Origin of the sequence: Tolypothrix sp. VBCCA 56010 (assembly GCF_050875635.1) — a bacterium.
Taxonomy (GTDB): Bacteria; Cyanobacteriota; Cyanobacteriia; order Cyanobacteriales; family Nostocaceae; genus Hassallia.
On record NZ_JBPAOH010000024.1, the window covers coordinates 49,513 to 74,109 of the forward strand.

Here is a 24,597-nt window from a genome sequence, read left to right on the forward strand (position 1 = left end):
CGCTTTACTTCTTACGCTCAGAATGACAAAATATACCCTGTTTAAACTTTTCAGACATCCTCTTAGCTCGAACCTGTTGCCTCTTGCCTCTTTTAAACGGTATTCTTTTGATGGTTCGAGAGTAGAAAAAGTTAGCGCTTGGGGGGAAGTTGCTGATTTGTCTAGTTTAGAAAAACAGTAAAGCAGATAAAATATGGATGATATTGAAGATATCTATGAATTAAGCCCTATGCAGCAGGGCATTCTATTTCACAGCCTTTACGAACAGGGTTCTGGAATGTATTTTCATCAACTTGCTTGGACTTTACAAGGAAAGTTGAATAGAGATGCTTTCAAACAAGCGTGGCATAAAGTTGTAGCTAGACACGCAGTTTTGCGGACTTCCTTTCATTGGCAAGAGTTGGAAAAACCCCTTCAAGTCGTCCACTCTACTGTAGAATTACCTTGGATTGATTGCTCTTGGCGGGGACTGACACCAAAAGAGTTAGAAGAAAAGCGATCGGCTTTTCTTTGGGCTGATAGTCAGCAGGGTTTTCATCTGGACTCTTCGCCGCTGATGCGGTGTGCTTTGATTCAGTTAGAAAGCGATGGCTACGAATTTGTCTGGAGTCTGCACCATCTATTACTTGATGGTTGGAGTATGGCGATCGTCCTGAAGGAAGTTTTTCAGTTCTACTACGCGATCGCCATTGGGGAAAATTTATATTTACCACCACCCACACCCTTCCGAGAGTATATTGCTTGGTTGCAACAGCAAGATTTTTCCAAAGCTGAATGCTTCTGGCAACAATCACTCCAAGGCTTTAAAATGCCTACTCCTTTGCCATGCATGAAAAAGTCAAAAAGTCAAGAGGCTTATATAGAACAAGATTTTAATTTAACAGAAGTGACGACTACGGCTTTGCAGTCTTTAGCTCGTTCAAATAGTTTGACATTAAATACAATTTTACAGGGAACTTGGGCGCTACTGCTAAGTTGCTATAGTGGGGAGTCAGATGTTGTCTTTGGGGTAACAGTTTCTGGTCGCCCACCTTCTTTATCAAAAGTAGAATCAATGGTGGGGGTGTCGATTAATACTTTACCAGTGCGCGTGCAAGTGCTTGAAGAAGCGGAACTATTGCCTTGGTTGAAAAAGTTGCAGGCACAGCAGGTTGAACAACAACAATACTCCTATATGCCTTTGGTGGAAATTCAAACTCTAAGTGAAATTCCCCAAGGTCTGCCTTTGTTTGAAAGCATTGTTATTTTTCAGAACTATCCGGTAGATACTGACACAAAGCAGGGAGACTTAAAAATAGGTCAAATTAAAGGAACTGGACACACTAATTATCCTTTAACAGTAATGGTCAGTCCAGGTTCAGAATTGTCAGTACGCATCAAATATGATAGCGATCGCTTTGGGTCAAGAACAATTACCTCGATCCGAGAAAACTTACAAGGTTTATTAGAGGCAATTGCAACGAATCAAGAGCAAAAAATTGCTTCATTCATAACCAAGCTGCGGAAAAAGGGCAAACCACTTAAACTGCAACAACTTGAAGCTGCGTTGATGTCTGCTTCTGAAGTTGAAGATTGTTTTCTGTTAGAAAGAGAAAACACTATAGTTGCTTATGTGGTATTATCATCTAAATTTACTACTCCAGAAAAGCTAAATTCTTATTTGCAATCTCAACTACCTACTTACAAGCAACCAGATATATATGTACAAATATCGGCTTTACCGCTGACAGATACAGGAGAAATTGACGAAGCATCTCTGCGTTGTTTACCCGCGATTGATGAAGACTTAGTACAACGCTGGGAAAAACAACTGGGCGATCTGCCAGAAATTGAGCGAGTAGCGGTAGTTGTTCAACCTCAAACTAATAGTTTACCAGCTTTACATTTATCTGACTTATTACCGCAGACAGAAGATGCGGCTATTTATTTTACTACTGTTTCTGGTGATGGCGGATCGCCTGCTCTTGAACCCCAAGCGCCGATCGCCAAGTCACGATCGCACGCCATCAGTCACGGAGAACCGCTGCGATATCCAGAAAATTTGCCGCGTACCCTTACAGAACTATTGCAAGTTACGGCTAGAACGAGCAATAAAAATATTTTATATATACAGCGCGATGGTAGCGAGTTATTTCAATCCTATGGGGATTTACTGACACAGGCACAACGAATAAATGCTCTTTTGAAAAAACTCGGTCTTCAGCCCCAAGATAAAGTTATACTGCAAATCAAAAATCCGCAAGATTTTATTCCGGCATTTTGGGGCTGTATTCTGGGAGGTTTTGTACCCGTCCCCCTGGCGATCGCCCCTACCTACAGCCAAGTAAATAATGCTGTGAACAAATTGCACAATGCTTGGCAGATGCTGGAAAAGCCGATCGTTCTGGCAAGCAAAGAACTGGTGGAGGCGATCGCTTCTTTATCGGGGCTTCTGGGTTTAGAGAATTTTCAAGTGGAAAGTTGCGATCGCCTCCACGAGTACGACCCAGATCCGAGTTATCATCTCAGCCAGCCAGAGGATTTAGCAATTTTACTCTTAACTTCCGGAAGTACGGGAATGCCTAAAGGAGTAATGCTGAGTCATTGGAATATATTAAGTAGCGTTGCCGCTACCTCCCAAGTCAGCCAATTTACTCAAGAAGATATATCTCTCAATTGGTTGCCCCTAGACCATCCAGGACCTCTCATTCGCTGCTGTATCCGATGCGTATTTCTCGGTTGCGAACAAATTCACGCACCTACAGATGTGGTTTTACAGCAACCGCTGATATGGTTTGATTGGTTGGAACGCTATCAGGTGACAAACACTTGGAGTCCTAATTTTGCTTTTACTCTCGTTAACGAGCGATCTGCTGAAATTAAACAGCGGACGTGGAATTTGTCTGCTGTCAGGTCTTTGTTAAATACTGCCGAACCAATTGTACCGCAAACTGCCCAAAGATTTTGGGAATTATTTCAACCCCATCAGTTATCTTCTCAGGCTATGCATTCCTCTTGGGGAATGGCAGAAACTTCTTCAGGTGTGACTTTTTCTGACAACTTTTTGTCAGAAAATTCAACTTCGACTTTTGCAGAACTGGGGCTTCCCATTCCGGGTGTGTCTTTGAGAATCGTAAGTGGTGAAAATCAAGTTTTAGAAGAAGGGATAGTCGGGTATTTACAAGTCAAGGGCGAGTCGGTCACACAAGGTTACTATAACAATTCTCAACTCAATGGAGAAGTCTTTACTACAGATGGCTGGTTCGCTACAGGCGATCTGGGATTTCTACAGGCGGGACGCTTAACGATTACCGGACGGCAAAAAGATGTAATTATTATTAATGGGGCTAATTATTACAGTCATGAAATTGAAGCCGTTGTCGAAAACATTCCCGATATTGAAGTGTCATACACTGCTGCGGTATCTGTAGAACGAGATAAATTGGCGATATTTTTCTCTACTCCGCTTATAGGTAAAGACCTGTTGCTGCGGCAGAAATTAGCAGAAATTCAGCAGCAAGTTGTCAGTCAAATTGGCATTAAACCTGATTATTTACTTCCTGTAGAGAAGACAGTTATTCCCAAAACTTCTATTGGCAAAATTCAGCGATCGCAACTGTGTCAGCAATTAGAAGCAGGCGAATTCAACTATATTCTCAAAAAAGTAGATATTCTGTTGGAGAATGCCAAAACCATCCCAGACTGGTTTTACCGCCAAGTCTGGCAAACAAAACAAGTACGCAAATTAACAGTGTCAACAGGACTGACATTAATCTTTATCGAACCATTAGGTTTGGGGGATTATATCGCCGAGCGACTGAAGCAGGAAAATCAATCTTGCATTAAAGTATCGGTAGGATCGGTTTTTGGAAAAATTAGTGACGATTGCTACACTATAAATCCAGAAAAAGCAGAAGATTATCATTTACTACTAGAAAGCATAGCAGTCAAGCAAAAATATATCGAGCAAATCATACATTTATGGAATTACAGCAAGTATAGAGAAATTTCCAGCCTGACAGAATTAGAAACGGCTCAAAATACCGGAGTTTACAGTATACTTTTCTTGGTACAAGCTTTGGCAAAGGTTCAAGGCGATCGACATCCAGTAAAACTGTTATTCATTTCCAGCTATACCCAGCTTACAGGAGCTACTGACGAGATTGCATATGAAAAATCCTCAGTTCTTGGTTTGCTGAAAACGATCCCTCAAGAAATGCCTTGGTTAAACTGTCGTCATATTGATTTATGTGTCGATCTTGAAGTAAACGGGGATTCTATTCTGGCGGAGATGCAAGACATAACAGGAGAACGAGAAGTTGCCTACCGCAAGGGACAGCGTTTGGTTCCGCGTCTGGAACGAGTAAACTGGTCTGGAGAATTTAAGCAACCATTACCTTTTAAAACAGGAGGGAGCTATCTTATTACTGGCGGGTTGGGAGGAATTGGCGTAGAAATTGCTAAATACCTGCTGGAAAATTATCATGCCAGGTTACTATTGGTAGGAAGGACACCCCTACGAGCCGAAAAACTCGCAGCTTTTGAGCAATTACAACAGCTAAATGGGACTGTAGTTTATGAAACAGTCGATATTTGCGATCGCCCAGGTATGGAAGCCATCATATCTGCATGGGGCGAGTTAGATGGCATTATTCACTTAGCAGGTGTAGCCCGTGAGAGTTTGCTAGAGTCAGAAACGCAGACAGGTTTGGCAGCATCCTTGCGTTCAAAGGTAGCTGGAACGTGGGTACTACACCAATTAATTAAAGATAACCCTGATAGTATTTTTATCAACTTCTCTTCTGTCAACGGCTTTTTTGGAGGGACGACTGTGGGCGCTTATGCCGCAGCCAACAGTTTTATCGATGCTTTTTCTGACTACCAAAGAACCCGCAGTTCCTTGCATAGCTATTGTTTTGCTTGGAGTATGTGGGACGAAACTGGCATGAGTCGGGGCTATCAAATGAAAGAACTGAGCCGCGATCGCGGTTACTATCCAATTGGGAAGCAGCAAGGAATTTACGCTTTTTTGGCAGGAATGAGTTTGGAACCCACACGCTCTTACATCGGTATAGATGGCAACAACGCAAATATACAACGCTATCAGTCTGAATGTTATAGTTTGGAAAAATTAATCGCCTATTTTACAGGCACAGTACCCGCAATACCACAACCACCATGCGATCGCTTCGGCACTCCTACCACCTGTCAGCTTCAGTTAGTAGAGGAAATGCCCCTTACCGATAGCGGTGAAATCGATCTTCACAAGCTTGCCGGAAAAATTATACCTCACAAAGGCGAACGGGTAGCACCTCGGAACGATGTAGAACGGGAAATAGCAAAAATATGGGAAGATGTACTAGGCGTTGAAAATGTCGGGATTTACGACAACTTCTTTCAACTGGGTGGTCATTCCTTGCGAGCGCTGCAAGTGATGTATCGGTTGCAGAACAAATTTTCTGTAGACTTACCCTTGCAAAATCTCTTTCATACTCCTAATATTGCCGGTTTAGCCGCAACAATTGGAAAGCAGCGTCAACAACCATTCTCCTGCTTAGTTCCCATTCAGCCAAAGGGTAATCGCTCGCCCTTCTTCTGCGTCCATCCCGTTGGTGGTAATGTCCTTTGCTATGCTGATTTAGCCCGTCATCTCGGTGACGAACAGCCATTCTACGGGCTGCAATCAGTAGGACTCAATGGGGAACAAGAACCGATGACCTGTGTGGAAGACATGGCAACCCATTATATTAAAGCCATTCAAACCATTCAGCCCACTGGTCCGTATTATATAGGAGGTTGGTCTTTAGGAGGGGCGATCGCCTTTGAGATGGCTCAACAGTTATCCGTTTCCGGACAAGAAATAGCGTTGCTAGCACTGATCGACAGCTACACCCCAAAAGTAATTGAGCAGGTATCCGAACACCGCAAGCACGTTTTATCACAAAAGTCAAGCGATCGGGCTTTAGATGATAGTACCTTAGCTTCCTACTACTTTGCCCAAGACCTTGGTAGTCTTTTAGGAAAAGAGTTGGTAGTATCACTGGCTCAACTACAAGAACTAGAATTAGATGCACAGTTGACTTACATTTTAGAGCAGGCTCGAATAGCTGAAGTTCTCCCACCAGAGTTAGAACTAGCACAAATCCGTCGCTTATTTCAGGTCTTCCAAGCAAACATCCAAGCGCGGCTGCGCTATCGTCCCCAACCATATACTGGAGCGATCGCCTTGTTTTGCGCTAGCGAACAACCTGAAGAAGTGACCGCAGACTCGTCTGGTGGTTGGGATACTCTGGCAATTGGAGGTTTAGAGAAACACTTAATTTATGGAGGACATTATCAGCTAATAAAAAGTTCCAAATTAGCAGAAAAACTTAAGATTTATCTAACTTAAATTAAAGGACAATGAATCCTGAGAAAATTTGGTTCTATCGCTCTTTTTCTGAAGAGTTTCATTTGCATAAAATATAACTCTTGTGGGGATCGAACCCAAACAATTATTTACTTGAGAAAATTTTAGCTCTGAAAAATATGACAAACGGGCGTCAATTGTCTAACCAAGACTTGGAAACATTCCATCACAAAATTCAGGAAGCCAAGAATAAATATAATATCCCTGGTGTCGCCGTAACCATCGTACAGAACGACAAATTAATCTTTGACGAAGGCTTTGGCGTGCGGAACCTAGAGACGAAAGAACCGATGACCACAGAAACAATTTGTCCTCTGGGTTCAATGAGCAAATCATTGACAGCGCTGATGAATGCCACCCAAGTAGATGAGGGACATTTTACCTGGGATACGTATCTGAAAGACATTAGCCCCCTGTATCGGTTTCCTACGGACTTGCTTACAGAAACTTTGCAGGTGTATCACCTAATGAGTATGTCTAGTGGTCTGAGCGAGCCTACAAGTCCTTACGACAATTACGGTCAATATGAAGAGAATGCCATTTACTGGAATGAGCAGTCTCCAGCATATGTAATGACATCTCTAGCAACTCCACAGATTCTTGGAGAACCTGGGACAGTCTTTTATTACAACAACGAGGTGTATGCTAGTGCTGGTTATTTAAGCCCGTTGCAACAGGGTATAGAACCCTTTCAAATGCTTCAAGTTTATAAAGACTTGATGTACAAAAAGGTTTTTCATCCAATTGGAATGAAAAGCACCTACATCACATCAGACCTCTCTTGCATCAGTGACAATTATGCTGTCAGTTACGGACTGCAATGCCAAAATGGAGAGCTTAAGCCACTGGAAATGGCGGCAACGAGCGTTAATAACATTAACGGACTTGCTCCAGCCGGTCAAATTGTTTCAAACGCTAAAGATCTGAGTCTTTATGCCAGGATGCTGTTGAATTCTGGCATTGCTCCAAACAGCGAATATCGCGTGGTCAGCACCCAAAATTTGCAGGAACTTTGGAAACCTCGCATTGACACAAAGGGTGGAATTCCAGGTCTTACCAATGATATTGACTATGGTCTAGGCTGGGAAATCGATGAAATCACTTGCAACGGTCACAAGTTTGAAGTTTACTGTCATGGTGGGTTTTTGCCAGCCTGGTTATCCTGGATACAAGTAGTCCCAGACTCGAACGTCGGGTTGGTGATTCTCACTAATAATGCGTTTGGTCGATATATGGCACTGGAAATGGGACAAGAATTGCTCAAGTTAGTTTACGGTGAAGATTTAAAATTCAATGTCGATGTTTACTACTATTACCAAAAAGCAATTAGCGACGCAATAGAAGGTCAGGGTAGCCCTCCTGCTTCTTATACAGTAAAACGAGATGATGTTGCTCCAATCCTTGGTAACTATCAGGGGGGCTGGACTGTGGAAATTGACAAGAATAATTACCTCCTGGTGTCTAAAACAGGATGGATTTATTATTTATATCCCTCTCAAGCCGGCTCAATTTCAAAAGGAAAAAATGAATTCATCGTCTGGGCATCCAACGACAGCGAATCGTTGGACAAAGACAAAAACCAAGTTGAGTTCTACATTGACTCTGTATGGGGAGTCACTATGATATCTGGGATGGGAGAAGTGAAACGCTGGGCGGTATAATATGATTCTTGTTAGCTCCAAGTACTTTGCGACCGAGAAATAATACTATAAAAGGACATTAGAATGACGAACAACACCCCAAGCAAGTTCTATGACGTTGTATCATTAAATCAATTGAACGAATTTGAGATAAATTTCAAAGAACGAGTAAAACAAGAAGAATATCAGGTTCCTGGTGCTGCATTTGCGATCGTGCATGGAAACGATTTAATTGTAGCTTCTGGTCATGGCGTGCGGGACTTAAAAACACACGCTCCAGTTACTCGAGAAACTCTTTTCCCGATCGGTTCAATGAGCAAATCGATGACCGCCGTAATGAATGCCACCCAGGTGGAAGCCGGGATATTTGGTTGGGAAACATTGGTGAAGGACATTAGCCCGCACTTTAAATTTGCCAATCGGGAAACCACAGAAAAACTACAGGTGAAGCACTTGATCGGGATGCGTTCCGGCATACGAGATCCGATCGGTCCTAACAACGGTGAAAATGACAAATATTGGGAGGGACAGTCAGCACCGTATGTAATTAGAACCTTGGCAAATGCACCTTTTGAGGCAATGCCGGGAGAAAAATTTCACTACGGGAACGAATGTTATGCCAGCACGGGTTACTTATCTCCGTTGAAGCAGGGTGTAGATGCATCGCAATTGCTGCAAGAATACAATAATTTGATGCATAAGCATATCTTTGCACCGATTGGTATGACAAAGACCTGCATAACACCAATTTGTTCAAGCATTAGTGACAACTATGCAGCTAGTTACGGACTCGATACTAGCAATGGGCAAGCCAGCCAGATGAAAGAAGTTCCCATTAGCATTAGTAATGTTAGTGGCATCGCGCCTTCAGGTCAAGTAGTCTCAAATGTTATAGACTTGAGTCTTTATGCCAGGATGCTGTTAAACAAGGGTGTTACCATTGATGGAGTGCGAATCCTCAGCGAAGAAAGTGTTGACAAGCTTTGGAATGACACAATTGATGCTCCTGGGTTCCCCGGTCTGACTAAGGTAACTAAATATGGTCTGGGTTGGGAGATCCAAGAAGTTAACCTAACAAACCCAGACCGCAAAATTCAGGCGATCGCTCATGGCGGTCTTCTTCCCTCTTGGGTATCTTGGCTGATGGTAGTTCCGGATATAAATGCAGGATTGATTATCCTCACTAATAGCTGGTCTGGTTTCTACTTAATATTTGACGCGGCGAAGGAGTTTCTCAAATGGTTTTACCCAGACCACTTGGATGAATCGCAATTCATCGATTATCGTTCAGAATACCTGAAATACATCCAGAGATCGCCGAAGCAAATTCAGGAGAAAGTATCATCATATACAGTTAAACCCGACGAAGTTCAACCACTGTTAGGGAACTACCAGGGGGGCTGGAACTTAGAAGTGAACCAGGATAATCAATTGGTTTTGTTTAAGACAGGATGGGTTTTTTACCTGTTTCCTAGCAAAGCGGGTCAACACAATTACATTATCGGAGCCAGCAACGACACTTCATATCTGAATCCCGATCATCTGGATGATGAACGAAATAAGATCGGCTTTTCCATTGACCCCGTAACCGAGCAGGTGACTATGACTTCATCAATGGGCACGGTTACCAAATTAGTTGAACCTGACAATTCAATTAGACCGACCCCACTCAAGCTGTGGCTTGCCCTTTAGCCCCCTCAAGTTACCAAATTAGTTGAATTTGACAATTCAATTAGACTGCATTGAAAAGCATTTTTTTGAAGTAAGCGGTTCCACATTTACTTGCTTGACTGGCTTGGTTCACTCTCGAAAATTAAATGTGGAGCTGATTACACTTCTATTATAGTTCGCACGGGCAGTGCGCGGGCGGGCGATCGCGTTCAATATCATCAAAAAATCAGGTTTGAATGCCTGAAATTCATACCCCATATTTGGTATTTTTTGTCAATGCGTAAATTCTAGTAGCTTGAGTTTGTATTGCTCTTAACTTCATCAAAAAAGCTCAGTTTCTGACCGTGCATAGTATATCCAAAAAACAATTATTTACGTTTGAAACATTTTAGCTAACTAAAAATAGTGAAATAGATTAAATTTTGAGAAAATAAGACGAGCGAAGCTTGACAATATGATTCTTGTTGGCTTTAATATTTTGAGTCTGAGAAATAATATTATATCTGTAAACCCAAATATAATGAAGTTCAAAATAAAAAGCTTGTTGCAAAGCATAGGATTTTGCCTGAGCCTGATATGCTTCTATCTAATTCAACTTGCCCCAACCGTAGCCGCAGATATGCCAAGCGATTTTAGTTCAAATTTGTTTGAGGCTAACTCGCTTAACACTGGCAACACCTATCTAATGGATAAACATGCTTGGACATTATTTGCCAAATTAAGTCAGAAAGCACCAATACAATGTCGTGATGCCAATAATATTGAAACTAATAACACTATTTGGGAAACTTGGGCAGATAACGCTGAGACGTTCCCAGGTAGTCAACCAAAATGGCCTGAAGTATGTGGTACTGCGGAAAAACCCCGTTTAAAGGTACTTAGAGAGCGCAGCATTAACTTATTTGTTAAAGACGCAGAAAAACAGATAATTCCCGGAGTCGAATTTGTGAGTTCTTCAGTAGAAGAAGTCCGTCGTAACCGTGCCACCTTTGATTATATTGTTAATAACGAACTCTGGAATTTGGATGGTTTGGTCAAGGCATATGCTAGTGATGAAAAAATTGAGTTTCCTGCTGATGCTATTGAATTAAAAGCTGATTGGGTGCAAATCCGCTCTTCAGAAAAGAATAAATATCACTGGAATTACACTCAAGATGGAACTCTAGTTGGTTTGCGGGCGATGCACATTATTACCAAAGAGTTGCCAAACTGGTTCTGGGCGACCTTTGAATGGGTTGATAATCTAGGACGCTGCGATTACATCGGCTGTGTCGATAACTTTGGGGTAACTCCGCATATCGTCAAACCGAACAATACGATAAATCTCAAATATGCTCCCGAACAATTAACCCCAGAACTGGAAAAATTGTTTGCTGCTTACGGACTAACAGGAAAATGGGGCGAGCAATTTAAGAACTACCGCCTGAGAGGAACTCAAATCAACTTTATTGATTCTACAGGAAACCCCACATTGTTAGGCAATTCAATCACAGAACAGAACGCTGTATTTGGCTCTTCGTGTATAACTTGCCACGCGCAGGCAAGGATTGATGCTTCTGGTCATTTGACAAAAGTTTTTACATTAGTTGGAGCACCTCAGCCTGAATTGTTTGAAAAATTCAAATCAACGGGCTTTGTTTGGTCAATCCCATTGTGTGTAAACAAACCTTGGGCTTGTCAGCACCAATGAAATACCGAACATCAGCTGTATCATATCTTTCTCGAACTTTGTTTTTGTGTATCATTCACAATATCTACGCAAACAGAACTGTCGGTAGTTTAAAATGGGTAGTGCCCATCTTACATTTACAGCATCAGCGTAAGTCCTGATATATTTAAGGTCGAATCGCGGCATCCAATTAGCTTTCTTTATCCAGAAACCTGTATTAATGTACTATTTAAGTAGCTGCACGCAATTAATTACACAAAATCGGGGCTGAAATTCTTGCTTAGTAAAGAATCAGTATGTAATTAATTCTGTTGGGTTACTTATTTACAGATGTAAAAGATTTACAAAGCCAAAAATGAAAGTTTTCATCCTCATCTGGTTCGGTCAGCTAATCTCCTTGATTGGTTCCAATCTTACCAGCTTTGCCTTGGGAGTAAGAGTTTATCAAAACACAGGGTCTGTGACGCAGTTCGCCCTGATCACTATGTGCGCGGCTCTACCTCTAGTGGTGGTTTCTCCTATAGCTGGCACTCTAGTAGATCGGTGGAGCAGGCGCTGGACGATGATTCTTAGTGATTGTGGTAGCGGTATGTGTACGGTGGCGATCGCTCTTTTGGTAGCCACTGGCACGCTTCAAATCTGGCACATATATTTGATTGCAGCGCTAAATTCCTTATTTAGTGCTTTCCAATGGCCTGCTTATACCGCCGCAACTACCCTGTTAGTTCCCAAAGAACAGTTGAGTCGCGCCACTGGCATGGTTCAGTCAGCAGAAGGCATCGCTCAAATTTTATCTCCGGCGATCGCTGGTGTTCTTTTAGTAACAATAGGGTTGCGGGGTATTATTTTCCTCGACCTCTCTACTTTCGGTTTTGCGCTATTAACGTTACTTTTTGTCCGGTTTCCAGAGTTGGAGACCTCTAAGGAAGAAATTAGCATAAAAGCGCTGGGGGAAGAATTACTCTACGGCTTAACCTACATTACCACCAGACCCGGGTTAGTCGGAATACTGATTTTTTTCTCGGTGATTAACTTGTTTGTGGGATTAATAACTGTCTTGTTCCCTCCTCTAGTACTAGAGTTGTTCTCTCCTGTGGTGTTGGGTACTGTCGAGTCGATTAGCGGCATGGGTATGCTCGCGGGTAGCTTGCTGATGATTATTTGGAAAGGTCCAGCTTACCGCATTAATACTGTATTTGGCGTTGCTATATTCATGGCGGTATCTATTATGGCTGTGGGATTACACAGTTCCATATTCTTTCTAAGTATTGGTGGTTTTCTTTTCTTATTTGGTTCCCCAGTTATCCGTGCTTGTCTCCAAGTCATCTGGCAAACAAAAGTTGCACCCGAGGTTCAAGGAAGAGTTTTTGCCCTTAGACGAATGATAACCCAGTCATGTATACCCTTGGCGGCTCTCTTGGCTGGACCTTTAGATGACTATATTTTTGAACCCTTAATGAGTCCTGATGGTCCCTTAGCAGCAAGCCTTGGACAAATCATTGGCGTAGGAACAGGTCGCGGCATCGATCTTTTGTTGATCTTCATGGGCTTGTCGATGATATTGACAACCTTTTTGGCATACCTCTATCCTCCTCTGCGGCTTGTTGAAAGCCAACTGCCTGATGTCCCTTCTTCTGGGGAGCCCGAGATCGAGCCACGCCCAGACCCATTAGTGACAGGTTAAGAAAGTGGAGCAAATGTCAACAAACAATTCGCAGTTCGCAATTCGCAATTTGGTAGTGCTAAAGAAGTAATGATGGTAAAGTGGCACTAACTACTATCACCTCTATTGACAACAATGCCCATCTATCCCAATTGCACTTTCTCTCAAACTGTCAAAAACGGTCGTATTCATCACGGAAAACACCCGCAGAAGAAGGTGATTGACTAAATTTTTAAATCGCTGGACATTTCCGGGGCATATGTTGAAAAGCGCCTAAAATTAGTTTGTTCTGTAAGAGCTAATGTCAGCTTGCGATACTGAACGAAATACCAAATTGCGCCAATGTGAGAATGACTTGGTTCGTCGCACCAGACGAGACACTTGCTGCCGTAGCGTGTTGTTGAAGCGCTCAATGTAACTTGTTTTAGCCGTCTGTTTACCAACTGCCCGATGTCGCTTTTTTGGTAAAACAGTCTGATAAGCTTTCTTTGAAATCCGTAGATGCGATTGCACGCTAGCGATAGACCGCAGGCAGTTTCATCCCGCGCACCAATATAAACCCCGGCAATTTCACAGCAACCAACATCAATCGCTTTCCCTACCCACTGTTTATTACGTTTGTTGTCCACTCAGCTTGATTCGGCAGAAGCTAGTCATAAATAGAACAAAATTTAGACCATCTCAAGATAATAGTTTTATGCGTAAATCCACTAAAGAAGATATCTTGCTGCCTTTGACTGATGCCCAAAAACAACTCTGGATTTTAGCCCAACTGGAGAAAGAGAACTCAATTGCCTATAACCAATCAATAAGCGTGCAAATGCGCGGGTCACTGAACTGGAGAGCGATGAAGCGGGCAATGCAGAAAGTCGTAGATCGCCACGAGGCTTTACGGACTAGGATTTTGCCTTCGGGAGAAGGACAACAGGTTTTTCCTGTGCTTGAATTAGAACTGCCCGTACTCGACTTCTCTAATGCAGACAGTAGCGAACGCGACCTGAAAGCGGCTGATTGGTTTGAAAAGGAGAGCAGAAATATTTTTGAGGTGAATGAGGAGCCACTTTGGCGCATTCATGTTCTTAAGCTAGAAGAAGAACTTTATTGGCTAGTGTTGAGCGCGCATCACATAGGACTAGATTTTCGGTCGATGCTCCTTATTCTCCAGGAGTTAGGAGTTTTGTATTCAGCTGAGTGTCAGGGAAAAACTTGTCAATTACAGGTGCCAAAGCAATTTCAAGAATATATAAACTGGCAAATAGAGCAAAGCCAGACTTGGGAAATGGCAGATTGTCAAGCCTACTGGTTGGAAAAATTGGCTGGCGAACTTCCGATATTAGATTTACCGACAGACTGGAATCGTCCAGGGAATAGAGATTTTCATATAAACACTGAAACTGTCAATTTAGATGAGCAGGTAAGTCAAAAACTTAAAATATTTAGCAAGCAAAGAGGTTGCACTATTTTTGAAACTCTGCTCGCAGTATATTTTGTATTGCTACATCGACTTTCCAGGCAGACCGATATTATAGTAGGAGTGCCGACAGAGGGACGGTACTTTGAAGGCAGTGAAGAATTGGTTGGCTGCTGTGGAGATTTGTTGCCAATAAGAAGTTTTCTGGAGAGCAATCTCACCTTCTGTGACTATCTCAGCCAGATTGAGAATGTCTGGTTAGAAGCAAAGGAACATAAAAATTATCCCTTTGCCAGATTGAGCGATAAACTGAATCGTCAAAATGCCACGAGAAACTTGCCCCTGCTCGCAACAATGTTTAGCTTAAATCAGCCAATTGTTGTCCCGCAGATGGGGGAAATGGAAACAATTTTATATCCTCAGCCTAGAGATTTTAAGGATTATGACTTGTATTGGAAAATCACTGAAACAGATAAGCAGCTAACATTGGAGGCAAGTTATAGTACGCAGTTGTTTGCAGGTGAAACGATTAAGCGCTGGTTGGGACACTTTCAGACGCTGCTAAAGGCAATATTAGAAAACCCACAACAGAATATAAGCGAATTACCGTTACTCACCAGTGAAGAATCTCATCAGTTGTTAGTGGAATGGAATCAGACTGAAACTGATTATCCATTCGATAAATGTATCCATGAATTGTTTGAAGAACAGGTGCAGCGGACACCGGATGCTGTGGCAGTGGTACTGGGGAACAAGCAACTAACTTATTCTGAGCTAAATGACCGAGCTAATCAACTGGCACGTTACTTGGAAACGATTGGGGTAGAACCAGAAGTCCTAGTGGGAGTTTGTGTAGAACGTTCTTTGGAAATGATCGTGGGGGTGCTAGGAATTCTCAAAGCTGGTGGTGCTTATGTCCCTCTAGATCCAAGCTATCCGAGCGAGCGTTTGGCGTATATGTTGAATGATTCGGGGCTGAAGGTGCTACTGACACAGGAAAAATTAGTTGGCTCGTTACCTGAAAATCAGGCTAAGTCGATCTGTTTAGATAGAGATTGGGAAGTCATTGAGAAGTATGACAAACAGAATAAGGTAAATAGAGTTAAATCGCATAATCTGGCTTATGTCATCTACACTTCTGGATCTACAGGTAAACCTAAAGGTGTTTTAAATACTCATCGTGGATTGTGCAATTTAGCATTGTCTCAGAGCAAAGGGTTTTATGTTAAATCTGATAGCCGCATTCTCCAGTTTGCTTCCTTGAGCTTTGATGCCTCAGTATGGGAAATTTTTGCCACTGTCGTTTCGGGTGCTAGATTGGTTCTAGGCACATCAGAGACATTGTTGGTAGGACAGAATTTGCTACAGTTGTTGCGCGAACATTCGGTGACTCATGCAACAATAGGACCAGCGGCTTTGGCGGTGTTGCCTTCAGACCAATTGCCATCTTTAGAGGTCTTGATTGTAGCTGGAGAGGCAGTATCCAGTGAAGTTGTCAGGAAATGGTCTTCTGGACGACATTTGTTTAACGCTTACGGTCCTACTGAAGCGACTGTTTGCGCTACAATAGCCCAGGTGCGGGATGCTAGCCAGAAGCCGCCCATCGGTCGCCCGATTGCTAATACTAAAGTTTACATCCTGGATGATTATCTCCAACCTGTACCCATAGGAGTACCTGGAGAACTTCATATTGGTGGAGTTGGGTTAGCAAGAGGCTATCTCAACCAGGAGGAGTTAACGAATTCCAAATTTATTGCCAACCCCCAAAAATATGTACAATGTTCTGCAAAGGGCGTTCGCGAAGCGTGTGCGGAGCACTCTCGCCTCTACAAAACTGGAGATTTGGTTCGTTATCGTCCTGATGGTAATATAGAGTTTATCGGTAGGATAGACAATCAAGTAAAAATTCGCGGTTACCGCATAGAACCAGGAGAAATTGAAGCCTTGTTAAGCCGTCACCCCCAAGTGCGGGAAGCGGTGGTTATTCACAGGGAAGACCAACCGGGTGATAAGCGATTAGTAGCTTATGTGGTTCCAGAACTTGACAAAGAAGATTTGGTGCAAGAGGACAATGAAACCTCTGTTGAACTCTGGCCTTCTGTGGCAGAATACTACGTTTATGATGAATTGTTGTATTACGCCATGACCAACGATTACCGCCGAAATCAGAGCTATCAAGTAGCTATTAACCAGTCGGTTAAAGATAAGGTGGTTGTAGAAATTGGGACGGGAAAAGATGCTATTTTAGCAAGATTATGTGCGTCCGCTGGGGCGAGAAAAATCTATGCGATCGAGCGAGATGCAAAAACAGCAAGACTTGCGGAAACTTGCGTTGCCACCCTGAGGTTATCCGATCAAATCACGGTTGTTCATGGAGATGCCACTGAGGTAGTATTACCAGAACTGGCAGACCTATGCGTTTCAGAAATTGTGGGTTCTATTGGCGGTTCGGAGGGAGCTGCTGTAATCATCAATGATTCTCGGAGGTTACTTAAACCAGATGGGGCAATGATTCCCTCTAGAAGTGTTACCAAGATTGCCGCTGTGACACTTCCTGATGAAATTTTGCATAATCCGAAATTTACCAATGTTTCTGGGCATTACACTGATAAGATATTTGAGCAAGTTGGATATTCCTTTGATTTGAGAGTCTGTATTAAAAGGTTTCCTAAATCAAATTTGCTGTCTGATGTACAAATATTTGAAGATTTAGACTTCACTAAACCAGTAAGTTTAGAAGAAGCCCATGAAGTAGAGTTTGAGATTATGAAGTCGGGAAGGTTAGATGGTTTCCTAGTTTGGCTCAACCTGCATACGGTGAAGGGAGAGGAAATAGATATTCTGGAACACGAGCATTGCTGGCTGCCAATTTACTTTCCCGTTTTTGAACCGGCAATCTCAGTGTCAAAAGGTGATAAAATCCAGGCAATTTGTCAAAGAACCCTTTGCGACAATAAGCTTAATCCAGATTATGCTATCAAAGGGCGATTGCTAAAAACAAATGGGGAAGCGATCGAATTTGAACATCAGTCCTATCACTCAAAGAAATTGTTCAAGCAAACTCCGTTCTATCAGCGATTGTTTGCTGATTTTTCTGGTTCTGTAAATGCCCGAGGTAACAGTGGGGAGCAAAAGGCAAGACTAGCAAACAAAATCGGGGAATATTTGAGGAAACATCTTCCCGAATATATGGTGCCTTCCTCTATAGTGATGATGCCAAGCTTGCCTCTGACACCTAATGGAAAGGTAAACCGTAAGTCACTACCAGTTCCCAACTTAAGTACAAGATCTGATGTGGATTATGTCAAACCAAATTCCAAGATCGAAAAAATGATTGCTGAGGTTTGGCAAGATGTGCTGAAGATAGAAAAAGTAGGAATCAATGACAATTTTTTGGAATTGGGCGGAAATTCCTTACTATTGGTTCAGGTTTACAATAAATTACAAGCAGATGCAGATGCTTGGTTACAAAAGTTGTCGATGGTAGAGTTGTTTAAGTATCCAACCATAGCGGCTTTGGCTAAACATTTGAGCGGGAAAATAAAAGATTCTTCTGAATCTGGTAAAGCTTATGGTGAGGCTCGTAGTGCCACTCAAGAAGCTAGATTACAGCAACGAGAACTCAGACAAAGACATCGTTCTAAGAAAAAATAGTAAGTGAGGAGTAGAATTGACATCTGTGTTAATGTTTGAGACTATCTCGCTTTTCTTAATTTTCAATAATAGACTTCTTGCACTTATTGGGGGAAAGGGGAGGCAGTCGCTTGGGCGGGGATGCCGACTTGGGCGAACTGGCGTGAAAGGGTAAGAAAAACCCTTCCGCTTTAACCTTTTTTCTTTCCCTATCTTGCGCTCACTTAATGAGTGCAAGAGGTCTAATCATGAGCAGAGAGCTATTTTCTAGCTTTGCGATCGCCCAAATACCCAAAATCTTAACCTTGCTCGATCGCAACTTTTGGCACTACAAAATCGATGTATTTCTCGCGCCTACTCGATGAAATACAGCGTCATTGCTTCAAGCAAATCGTTTTTAAACGTGGGTTCCCTACACCCTATACCCTAAACCTGCAACCCTCTGAATCCTGGCTTTTATTCCATGTTTGTTCCCCGACAACAGCACGCTGAATTCTTTTAATTCCACCGCTGCAAAACGCTTCACTCTGAATCTATCCATCGCTTTTTGCAGTTCTGTATCTGGTTGGAGTAAGCTGTAGCGCATCTGCTGAATTAACGATTTACCCAAACGCTGCGCTACTACGACAGGTGGCATAGGAGATGGTCCCAATACCTCCACTACACGCAATTGCTCAGACAATTCGGGAAAATCGCGTAATTCTTGTTCTAAGACTACACTATCAATTACCGCACAATCTGCTTTGCCATCAACTACCCAGCGAATAGAACGTTGATGCGAACCTGATTGTATTTCTTTGTTAAAAAAATTTTGCTGATGTCCGTCTTGAATTAAGCGATGTTGCAGCAAATTATAGCCACTATTAGAACCAAGGTCGTTGTAGCAAAAAGTTTTACCCGCCAAATCTGCAAATACTTTAAGATCGCTATAAGCATTAACGATCGCATCTGCAAAGTAAATCGCTTGGTTTTCATAGCGCGATCCAAGCATCACAGGTGCTACCAATGTCTGCAATTGGTCGGAAACCACCTGACAATATCGAATCAAGGGTAATCCACAAATGAATGCTAAATCAAGTTGGTCTTGTAATAATAACGGATCTTCCAGGGGGTCGCATTCACCTTGATGTAGCTGTGTTTCTAATTGCAATACACGACCGAGATAAGCTGTAATAGCTGCGTAGAAATCAAAGCAATTCGGAGCTAAATAAGATATAACACGCAGCTTTGATGGTATGGTCATTTACTTTCGTATTTTTCTAATTTTGGCTTGTGATGCTGCAACTAAACAAAAAATCTAGATATAAACACTTAGGCTGAGAGTAAATACTAACAACCAAAAAGCAGTCAATATCAATATTTTTCCTTCTGCTTTCAGCATTTTTTATTCTGCCTTGCACTTACCAAAGTGCGTCCAGACCAATGAATGTAGAGAAAGCCTAAGCTGGCAAAAGTTAACAGCATGATGCCTAAAACTGTTGCATATGCTTTACTATGCCACCACAGCCGATGTATTGCTGCTGCACTCGATTCTAAAAATTTCCACTGTTGACTTTGATGTATGCGCTTTTGAGGATGAATCTTGATATGTTGGGCGATCGCCATTTTTACCGCTCCTTTCAATCAAACTAAGACTTTAATTCCTGTAACTCGATAGACTTACCGTAGATTATATATTAAATTACCCATCCCTGTCAAAGCGGATTTTGACAATGCGCGAAAATGCAGCACGCACACATCTTGACAAAAAAGCCTTGTGCTGTAGTGTAATTAAAGTATTGTGGCGATCGCGCTTAGAAGTGGGCGAAATTAAACGCAAAATCGTAGTGAGCGGTAAACCCTTCGGGTTCGCCAGTCGCTCATGGGGGTAACGAACATGACCGCGCTGGCTCACCGCTCATATCATCGCTTTTAAGCGGCTCTCCTGACTACAAATATCCGTTTATTTTTGCCGTCTTGTACTAATCATAAAATTAATTTGTAAAAAACAAAGCGATCGTCTTTAAGAGTCGCTTTGCGACATCCCACAAACATCATAAATTAGGTTCTCCCAGTAACACAATCGAACCTTTCAATTATTTAATCACCTGCGTTGTTACTTCGCTTACGGATAATCCTCCTGCGGTGCGATAGCGGACGGAACGCAAAACTACTAAATCAAATGTCTGAGCTTGCTGATTAATTACTCTGGCAATATAATTACCACTTTACCTCTTAATTCGGAGATAATTTATGTCTGAAAAATTAAGATATATTCTGAAGTAACACCAAAATTTAAAAACTCTAAACACTCTTTTATCTAGTTCTAGTTCCATAATGTTTATCGAGCATCTAGTAGATTCTGAATCTCCATCCCCTACGGCTCTCTGGAAAATGATTGTAGGTTTTGATATTAATCCTATCCAAAAAATACCTGAAACTGTACCTCTAAGTGAGGTTAATGCGTGGTTTAAAGAAAAACTCTGGTAATTGAATTTTAGTAAGTAAATTTATATATCAATTGGAGGATTAAGTGGCTTATATTGGACTAAGGTAAAGATATTAACTGAAGAAAATTGGCTATTGCAGATTTGGGAACATAGAAATCACGAAATCATTGTTTTAAAACGTTCAAAAGAATAAAGCCATTTGTCTTTTAGAAGAAGAATATTTTTGGGAAATGTATATGTTATCAATTTAGCTAAAGTGCATTTCCTAGTTTAAAAAACAATATTGTAAGATTGTTTAGTAGAATCGTATAGACTCTGTTGGGTGGAGCGACAATCACTTTTACTATTTTTTGCCATAAATATACGTAGGGTCCGGCTTAAAGGGGTGTGGATGTTCCTCCCCCTTTATTGCCGTTGTGTTATCGACGAAAGTACGGCATCAAAACATAAAGGGTGGTGCGTTAGCCTTTGGCTAACGCACCCTACACATACTTAGATTTTTTCAATAATCTTTGGAGGATTCCTATATCTATTAGAGGATGCTGGAAAAGAATAAAAAGTATTGATTGGTCATGCCCGAAGCGATCGCCTTCTCCAAATCAAGCCGACTTCAGATATTGCACATACCACAAAAGTGTCAAAATTTTTTCTAACAAATTCGGCATTTTTTCTAAAAATCTATCTAACGGATGGTGTAACTAGCTTTTTAAGAAGAAATTATGTGTATTGCAATACAAAAAAAACTCCAGTTAAAATGCATTACATAAAAACCTCAAACTCCCGTCGTATCTTGGTTGTAGATGATTTGCCAGATAATTTATTTTTGCTTCAGACACTTTTAGAAGCCGAGGGATATGAGGTAGAGACAGCTGATTCTGGTAGAGCAGCATTGACGGCTCTTCAAAACTGCCCTGCGAATTTGGTGTTGCTGGATGTGATGATGCCGGATATGAACGGGTGCGAAGTAACGCAGCGAATTCGACAAAACCAACAGCTATCTCACATACCTATAGTGTTGATAACAGCATTCGATCAAGTAGATATCAACGAGGGATTATCAGTCGGGGCAAACGATTTTATTCGCAAACCTGTGGATTTTGAAGAATTGCTTTCTAGAATCAAAACATTCTTATGAGAAACGCCTAAATTACTTGCGTTTGGTAGTGAAGATGGTAGTAAACATCATCAAGAAGCCACCTAAAAGTAAGGCGATCGCTAATCCTGCTGTTATTAAGTCGAGTGTATTAGTGTCCATTGATAGTTGTTAGTTGATAGTTGATAGTTGATAGTTGTTGGTTGATAGTTGATAGTTGATAGTTGATAGTTGATAGTTGCTGATTATTCTCCTAACTCCTACTCCTAACTTTTAACTCCTAACTCCTAACGACTATCAACGCTCCCACTATCAACGCTCCCAATAACCAATTTAAAAATCTACCCCACGTTTGAGTTCTACGCCTTGATTGGCATAATGTTTGTGGCAGTATACTTCAGAGTGAACGCTCGCCAAGTCAAAGTATGCGGGTTGATTTTGGCAGCGACCGGTGATAATAACTTCTGTATCGCGGGGTTTACGAAGCAAAGCTTGGACAATTGGTTCAACTGGGAGTAGTTCCAAGTCAACGGTGGGATTGAGTTCATCAAGGATGATGGTTTTATAGAGTCCCGAAGCGATCGCACATTTTGCGATTTCCCAACCGCGTTCGGCTTCCAGATAGTCTAATTCTTGCCGAGAATTGCGCCAGACGATCGCATCTCGTCCGCAGCGTTGATGATCTACCACCTCTGGATATGACTGCTGCAAAGCGGCGATCGCAGCATCCTCTGTGTAGCCACTACCACCTTTAAGCCACTGCATAATTAATACGCGAGTAGAGCCAGGATGATTTATACCTCTACCAATGGCTTTCAACGCTTTACCCAGAGCGCTGGTAGACTTACCTTTGCCAGCACCTGTGTAAATTTCAATACCATCTATTAACAGTGCTTTTGCGGTTGGGTGATGTTGGGGTTTCATTTCCGAGTGCAGATCGGCAATGTCGAGCAACTTTTGCGGTGCTGCGCGTCCGGTAGCAATAATTTCCAATTCTTGGGGTTTGGCTTTGAGAGTTTGCACCACCTCATCCACATCCAGCAAACCCAAATCTAGAACGGGGTTAATTTCATCAAAAACGACAACCGAATATAAACCGCTGGCGATCGCCCCTTTCGCCACATCCCAACCCCGCGCTGCCTCATCTCGGTCAAAAGCAGTGATTTCGTCGTGACCAAAAAATTCGGCACGACCAGTGCGAACTTGGTCAATTAAATGAGGGAAACCGCGCTGTAAAGCTGCGATCGCCCCATCCTCGTCATAATCACGTTCTGGTCCCTTTAAAAACCGCAGCAGTAAAACTCGGTTGCAATTGCTGGGTGTATTTATCCCCAAGCCAATCGATCGCAAAACCACCCCTAAAGCAGCTTGGGATTTACCTTTCCCCACGCCATCATAAACGTGAATTTGACCAGTGAGCCGTTGAGAACGCACTTGCGCCGTGCGAATACCTACGCCGTTCCTTGTCATAAGAGCGAAAAGCTGTAACGTGGCAGTATTTCATCTTACCGAAGGTTTTGCACTATTGGCTAGGGCATTGGGCATAGGGCATTGGGCATGGGGCATTGGGCATAGGGCATAGGGCAATTTGAGCAGGGGAAAAGGGAAAAGGGCTTCTTTGTCCGCGTGCATTCACTGTCAATAATTCGTTAATAGACCTCTTGCACTCATTAAGTGAGTGCAATCTTAGGCAAAGAAAAAAAGTTAAAGCAGAAGGGTTTTTCTTACCCTTTCACGGCAGATGCTACAACGGGGCTGATAGGAATCGGAGTAGCAATTTCAATTGCCAGGGGAGGTGTTGCAATTGTGCCGATGACTCTTTTTTCTTTCTTGTTGGCTACTGGCTCGTTTTCAGCCGGATATCAATTATTTACATCTGGAAAGATTTTAGATTTTAATCCCTTGGCGCTTAAAGAAGTGATGAGGGGAAGGCGTTAATCTGTACGTCGGATAACGCGCTCAAACTCTTGAACAGCATCGTACTGGTCAGGCATTGCAATATATTGCAATAACAAATTTGGGTCTAAATCTGGGAAAAATCCACTACGGTCTACTTCTTCATATTCACTTTGTTCGGTAAGGCGGAATATTTTTATTTCGTTAGATTTCCAAAACCAAACTTCAGGTACTTTTTTGGGTTTATAAAGTTCCTTTCTGTTAATGGTTCCACTGGTGACAATAATTTCAATAACAATGTCTGGAGTTTCTTTATCAGTGCCGATGCAATAAGACTCATCAGGTGTGCCAGAAGCTGTCCCTTGTTCTTCTAAAGTGAAACCGCCGCGACCATAGAACCGAATGCCTTTTACTCTCATATAAGCTTCTAGCAAATAACCGAGAGTTGTTTTGACTTTTTCGTGCTTATCTCCAATGGGCGACATAATTTCTAAAATTCCTGATAAATAAGATAGTCGGACATTACGGTTATCCTTTAGCTGTGCTTCAATACCTTTGAATTGCTCCCAAGAAATATCTCTTAGAATTACGAGTTTTTCTTGTGTGGGTTGGTCTAAAAGTGTACTCATAAAAATAATTCCTACTTATCAAAACCCAATAAAAGAAACAGCTTTTCGTCGTTGTGGGCTAACTTCCAGATAGCGTTGCTCCCGTTGCCAAGTCGTTATATCCAGATATTTCACAGAATGTGGCGTAGGGTACTGACCCCAACAAACCCAACGCGATCGCAAGCATTTTTGAGAATTTTATCAGCTGTGAATCGGGTAAGTTGTTCAGTAACAGTTATAATTTCGTAGGATAAACCCGGACAAACCATGTCATCCTCTTACTCTTTTATCGTTTCAACGGGTGATGTCGGCATCTTTAACCCTCCACGACCAGAACCGGGTAACTCTCCGATTATTACTGAAGGAAATAATTGATTCCAACCATACAAACACAAATTGTATGCAGCGTTTTCATCCCGATCTCTTTGGGAACCACAACTTCCACAGGTGTAAGTGCGAATATTTAACGGCATTTTCTGCTTTGCACCGCACTGCG

At 42.1% G+C, this 24,597-nt stretch carries 15 protein-coding genes; 9 read left to right on the forward strand and 6 right to left on the reverse strand.

Annotated features, from left to right (window positions below):
- Positions 1 to 193 precede the first annotated feature (193 nt).
- The 5 genes from AABK37_RS11085 (at position 194) to AABK37_RS11105 (ending at position 13,052) form a co-directional block, all read left to right on the forward strand.
- On the forward strand, positions 194 to 6,370 hold the full coding sequence (locus AABK37_RS11085; RefSeq protein WP_432551626.1) for an SDR family NAD(P)-dependent oxidoreductase: 6,177 nt from the start codon (positions 194 to 196) through the stop codon (positions 6,368 to 6,370).
- 137 nt (positions 6,371 to 6,507) lie between these two features.
- A complete protein-coding gene (locus tag AABK37_RS11090; protein ID WP_432551627.1) occupies positions 6,508 to 8,049 on the forward strand; it encodes a serine hydrolase domain-containing protein in 1,542 nt (513 codons plus the stop codon).
- Positions 8,050 to 8,112: 63 nt separating this feature from the next.
- Positions 8,113 to 9,720, forward strand: a complete 1,608-nt coding sequence (locus AABK37_RS11095; RefSeq protein ID WP_432551628.1) for a serine hydrolase domain-containing protein — start codon at positions 8,113 to 8,115, stop codon at positions 9,718 to 9,720.
- 499 nt (positions 9,721 to 10,219) lie between these two features.
- Positions 10,220 to 11,389 carry a hypothetical protein gene (locus AABK37_RS11100; protein ID WP_432551629.1) on the forward strand — a complete coding sequence of 390 codons (1,170 nt, stop codon included), beginning with the start codon at positions 10,220 to 10,222 and terminating at the stop codon, positions 11,387 to 11,389.
- A 334-nt stretch (positions 11,390 to 11,723) separates the two neighbouring features.
- The gene (locus AABK37_RS11105; RefSeq protein WP_432551630.1) at positions 11,724 to 13,052 is read left to right on the forward strand and encodes an MFS transporter; all 1,329 of its coding nucleotides are present in this window, start codon (positions 11,724 to 11,726) and stop codon (positions 13,050 to 13,052) included.
- Positions 13,053 to 13,255: 203 nt separating this feature from the next.
- Here the strand turns inward: AABK37_RS11105 and AABK37_RS11110 are convergent, their stop codons facing one another.
- The gene (locus AABK37_RS11110; RefSeq protein WP_432551631.1) at positions 13,256 to 13,660 is read right to left on the reverse strand and encodes a hypothetical protein; all 405 of its coding nucleotides are present in this window, start codon (positions 13,658 to 13,660) and stop codon (positions 13,256 to 13,258) included.
- Between the two features lie 68 nt (positions 13,661 to 13,728).
- Here AABK37_RS11110 and AABK37_RS11115 point away from each other — a divergent pair, with 68 nt between their 5' ends.
- Entirely contained in the window at positions 13,729 to 18,096 is a 4,368-nt protein-coding gene (locus tag AABK37_RS11115) for an amino acid adenylation domain-containing protein (protein WP_432551632.1), read from the forward strand.
- A gap of 391 nt (positions 18,097 to 18,487) precedes the next feature.
- On the opposite strand, the gene AABK37_RS11120 is transcribed toward AABK37_RS11115, so the two are convergent.
- Together AABK37_RS11120 and AABK37_RS11125 are read right to left on the reverse strand one after the other, a co-directional pair.
- Entirely contained in the window at positions 18,488 to 19,318 is an 831-nt protein-coding gene (locus AABK37_RS11120; RefSeq protein WP_432551633.1) for a PhnD/SsuA/transferrin family substrate-binding protein, read from the reverse strand.
- 131 nt (positions 19,319 to 19,449) lie between these two features.
- On the reverse strand, positions 19,450 to 19,680 hold the full coding sequence (locus tag AABK37_RS11125) for a hypothetical protein (protein WP_432551634.1): 231 nt from the start codon (positions 19,678 to 19,680) through the stop codon (positions 19,450 to 19,452).
- A 107-nt stretch (positions 19,681 to 19,787) separates the two neighbouring features.
- On the opposite strand from AABK37_RS11125, the gene AABK37_RS11130 reads away from it, so the two are divergent.
- Both AABK37_RS11130 and AABK37_RS11135 read left to right on the forward strand, forming a co-directional pair.
- Positions 19,788 to 19,946 (forward strand): hypothetical protein, encoded by a 159-nt coding sequence (locus AABK37_RS11130; protein ID WP_432551635.1) that lies wholly within the window; start codon positions 19,788 to 19,790, stop codon positions 19,944 to 19,946.
- A gap of 1,312 nt (positions 19,947 to 21,258) precedes the next feature.
- On the forward strand, positions 21,259 to 21,639 hold the full coding sequence (locus AABK37_RS11135) for a response regulator (RefSeq protein WP_432551636.1): 381 nt from the start codon (positions 21,259 to 21,261) through the stop codon (positions 21,637 to 21,639).
- Positions 21,640 to 21,930: 291 nt separating this feature from the next.
- Here AABK37_RS11135 and AABK37_RS11140 read toward each other — a convergent pair whose 3' ends face one another.
- On the reverse strand, positions 21,931 to 23,067 hold the full coding sequence (locus AABK37_RS11140) for a cob(I)yrinic acid a,c-diamide adenosyltransferase (protein WP_432551637.1): 1,137 nt from the start codon (positions 23,065 to 23,067) through the stop codon (positions 21,931 to 21,933).
- A gap of 204 nt (positions 23,068 to 23,271) precedes the next feature.
- Here AABK37_RS11140 and AABK37_RS11145 point away from each other — a divergent pair, with 204 nt between their 5' ends.
- The gene (locus tag AABK37_RS11145) at positions 23,272 to 23,535 is read left to right on the forward strand and encodes a hypothetical protein (RefSeq protein WP_432551638.1); all 264 of its coding nucleotides are present in this window, start codon (positions 23,272 to 23,274) and stop codon (positions 23,533 to 23,535) included.
- Here the strand turns inward: AABK37_RS11145 and AABK37_RS11150 are convergent.
- Together AABK37_RS11150 and AABK37_RS11155 are read right to left on the reverse strand one after the other, a co-directional pair.
- A complete protein-coding gene (locus tag AABK37_RS11150) occupies positions 23,532 to 24,122 on the reverse strand; it encodes a Uma2 family endonuclease (RefSeq protein WP_432551639.1) in 591 nt (196 codons plus the stop codon). The genes AABK37_RS11145 and AABK37_RS11150 overlap by 4 nt on opposite strands.
- Positions 24,123 to 24,379: 257 nt before the next feature.
- Positions 24,380 to 24,597, reverse strand: a 218-nt coding sequence (locus AABK37_RS11155; RefSeq protein ID WP_432551640.1) for a zinc ribbon domain-containing protein, incomplete at its 5' end; no start/stop codon positions are given.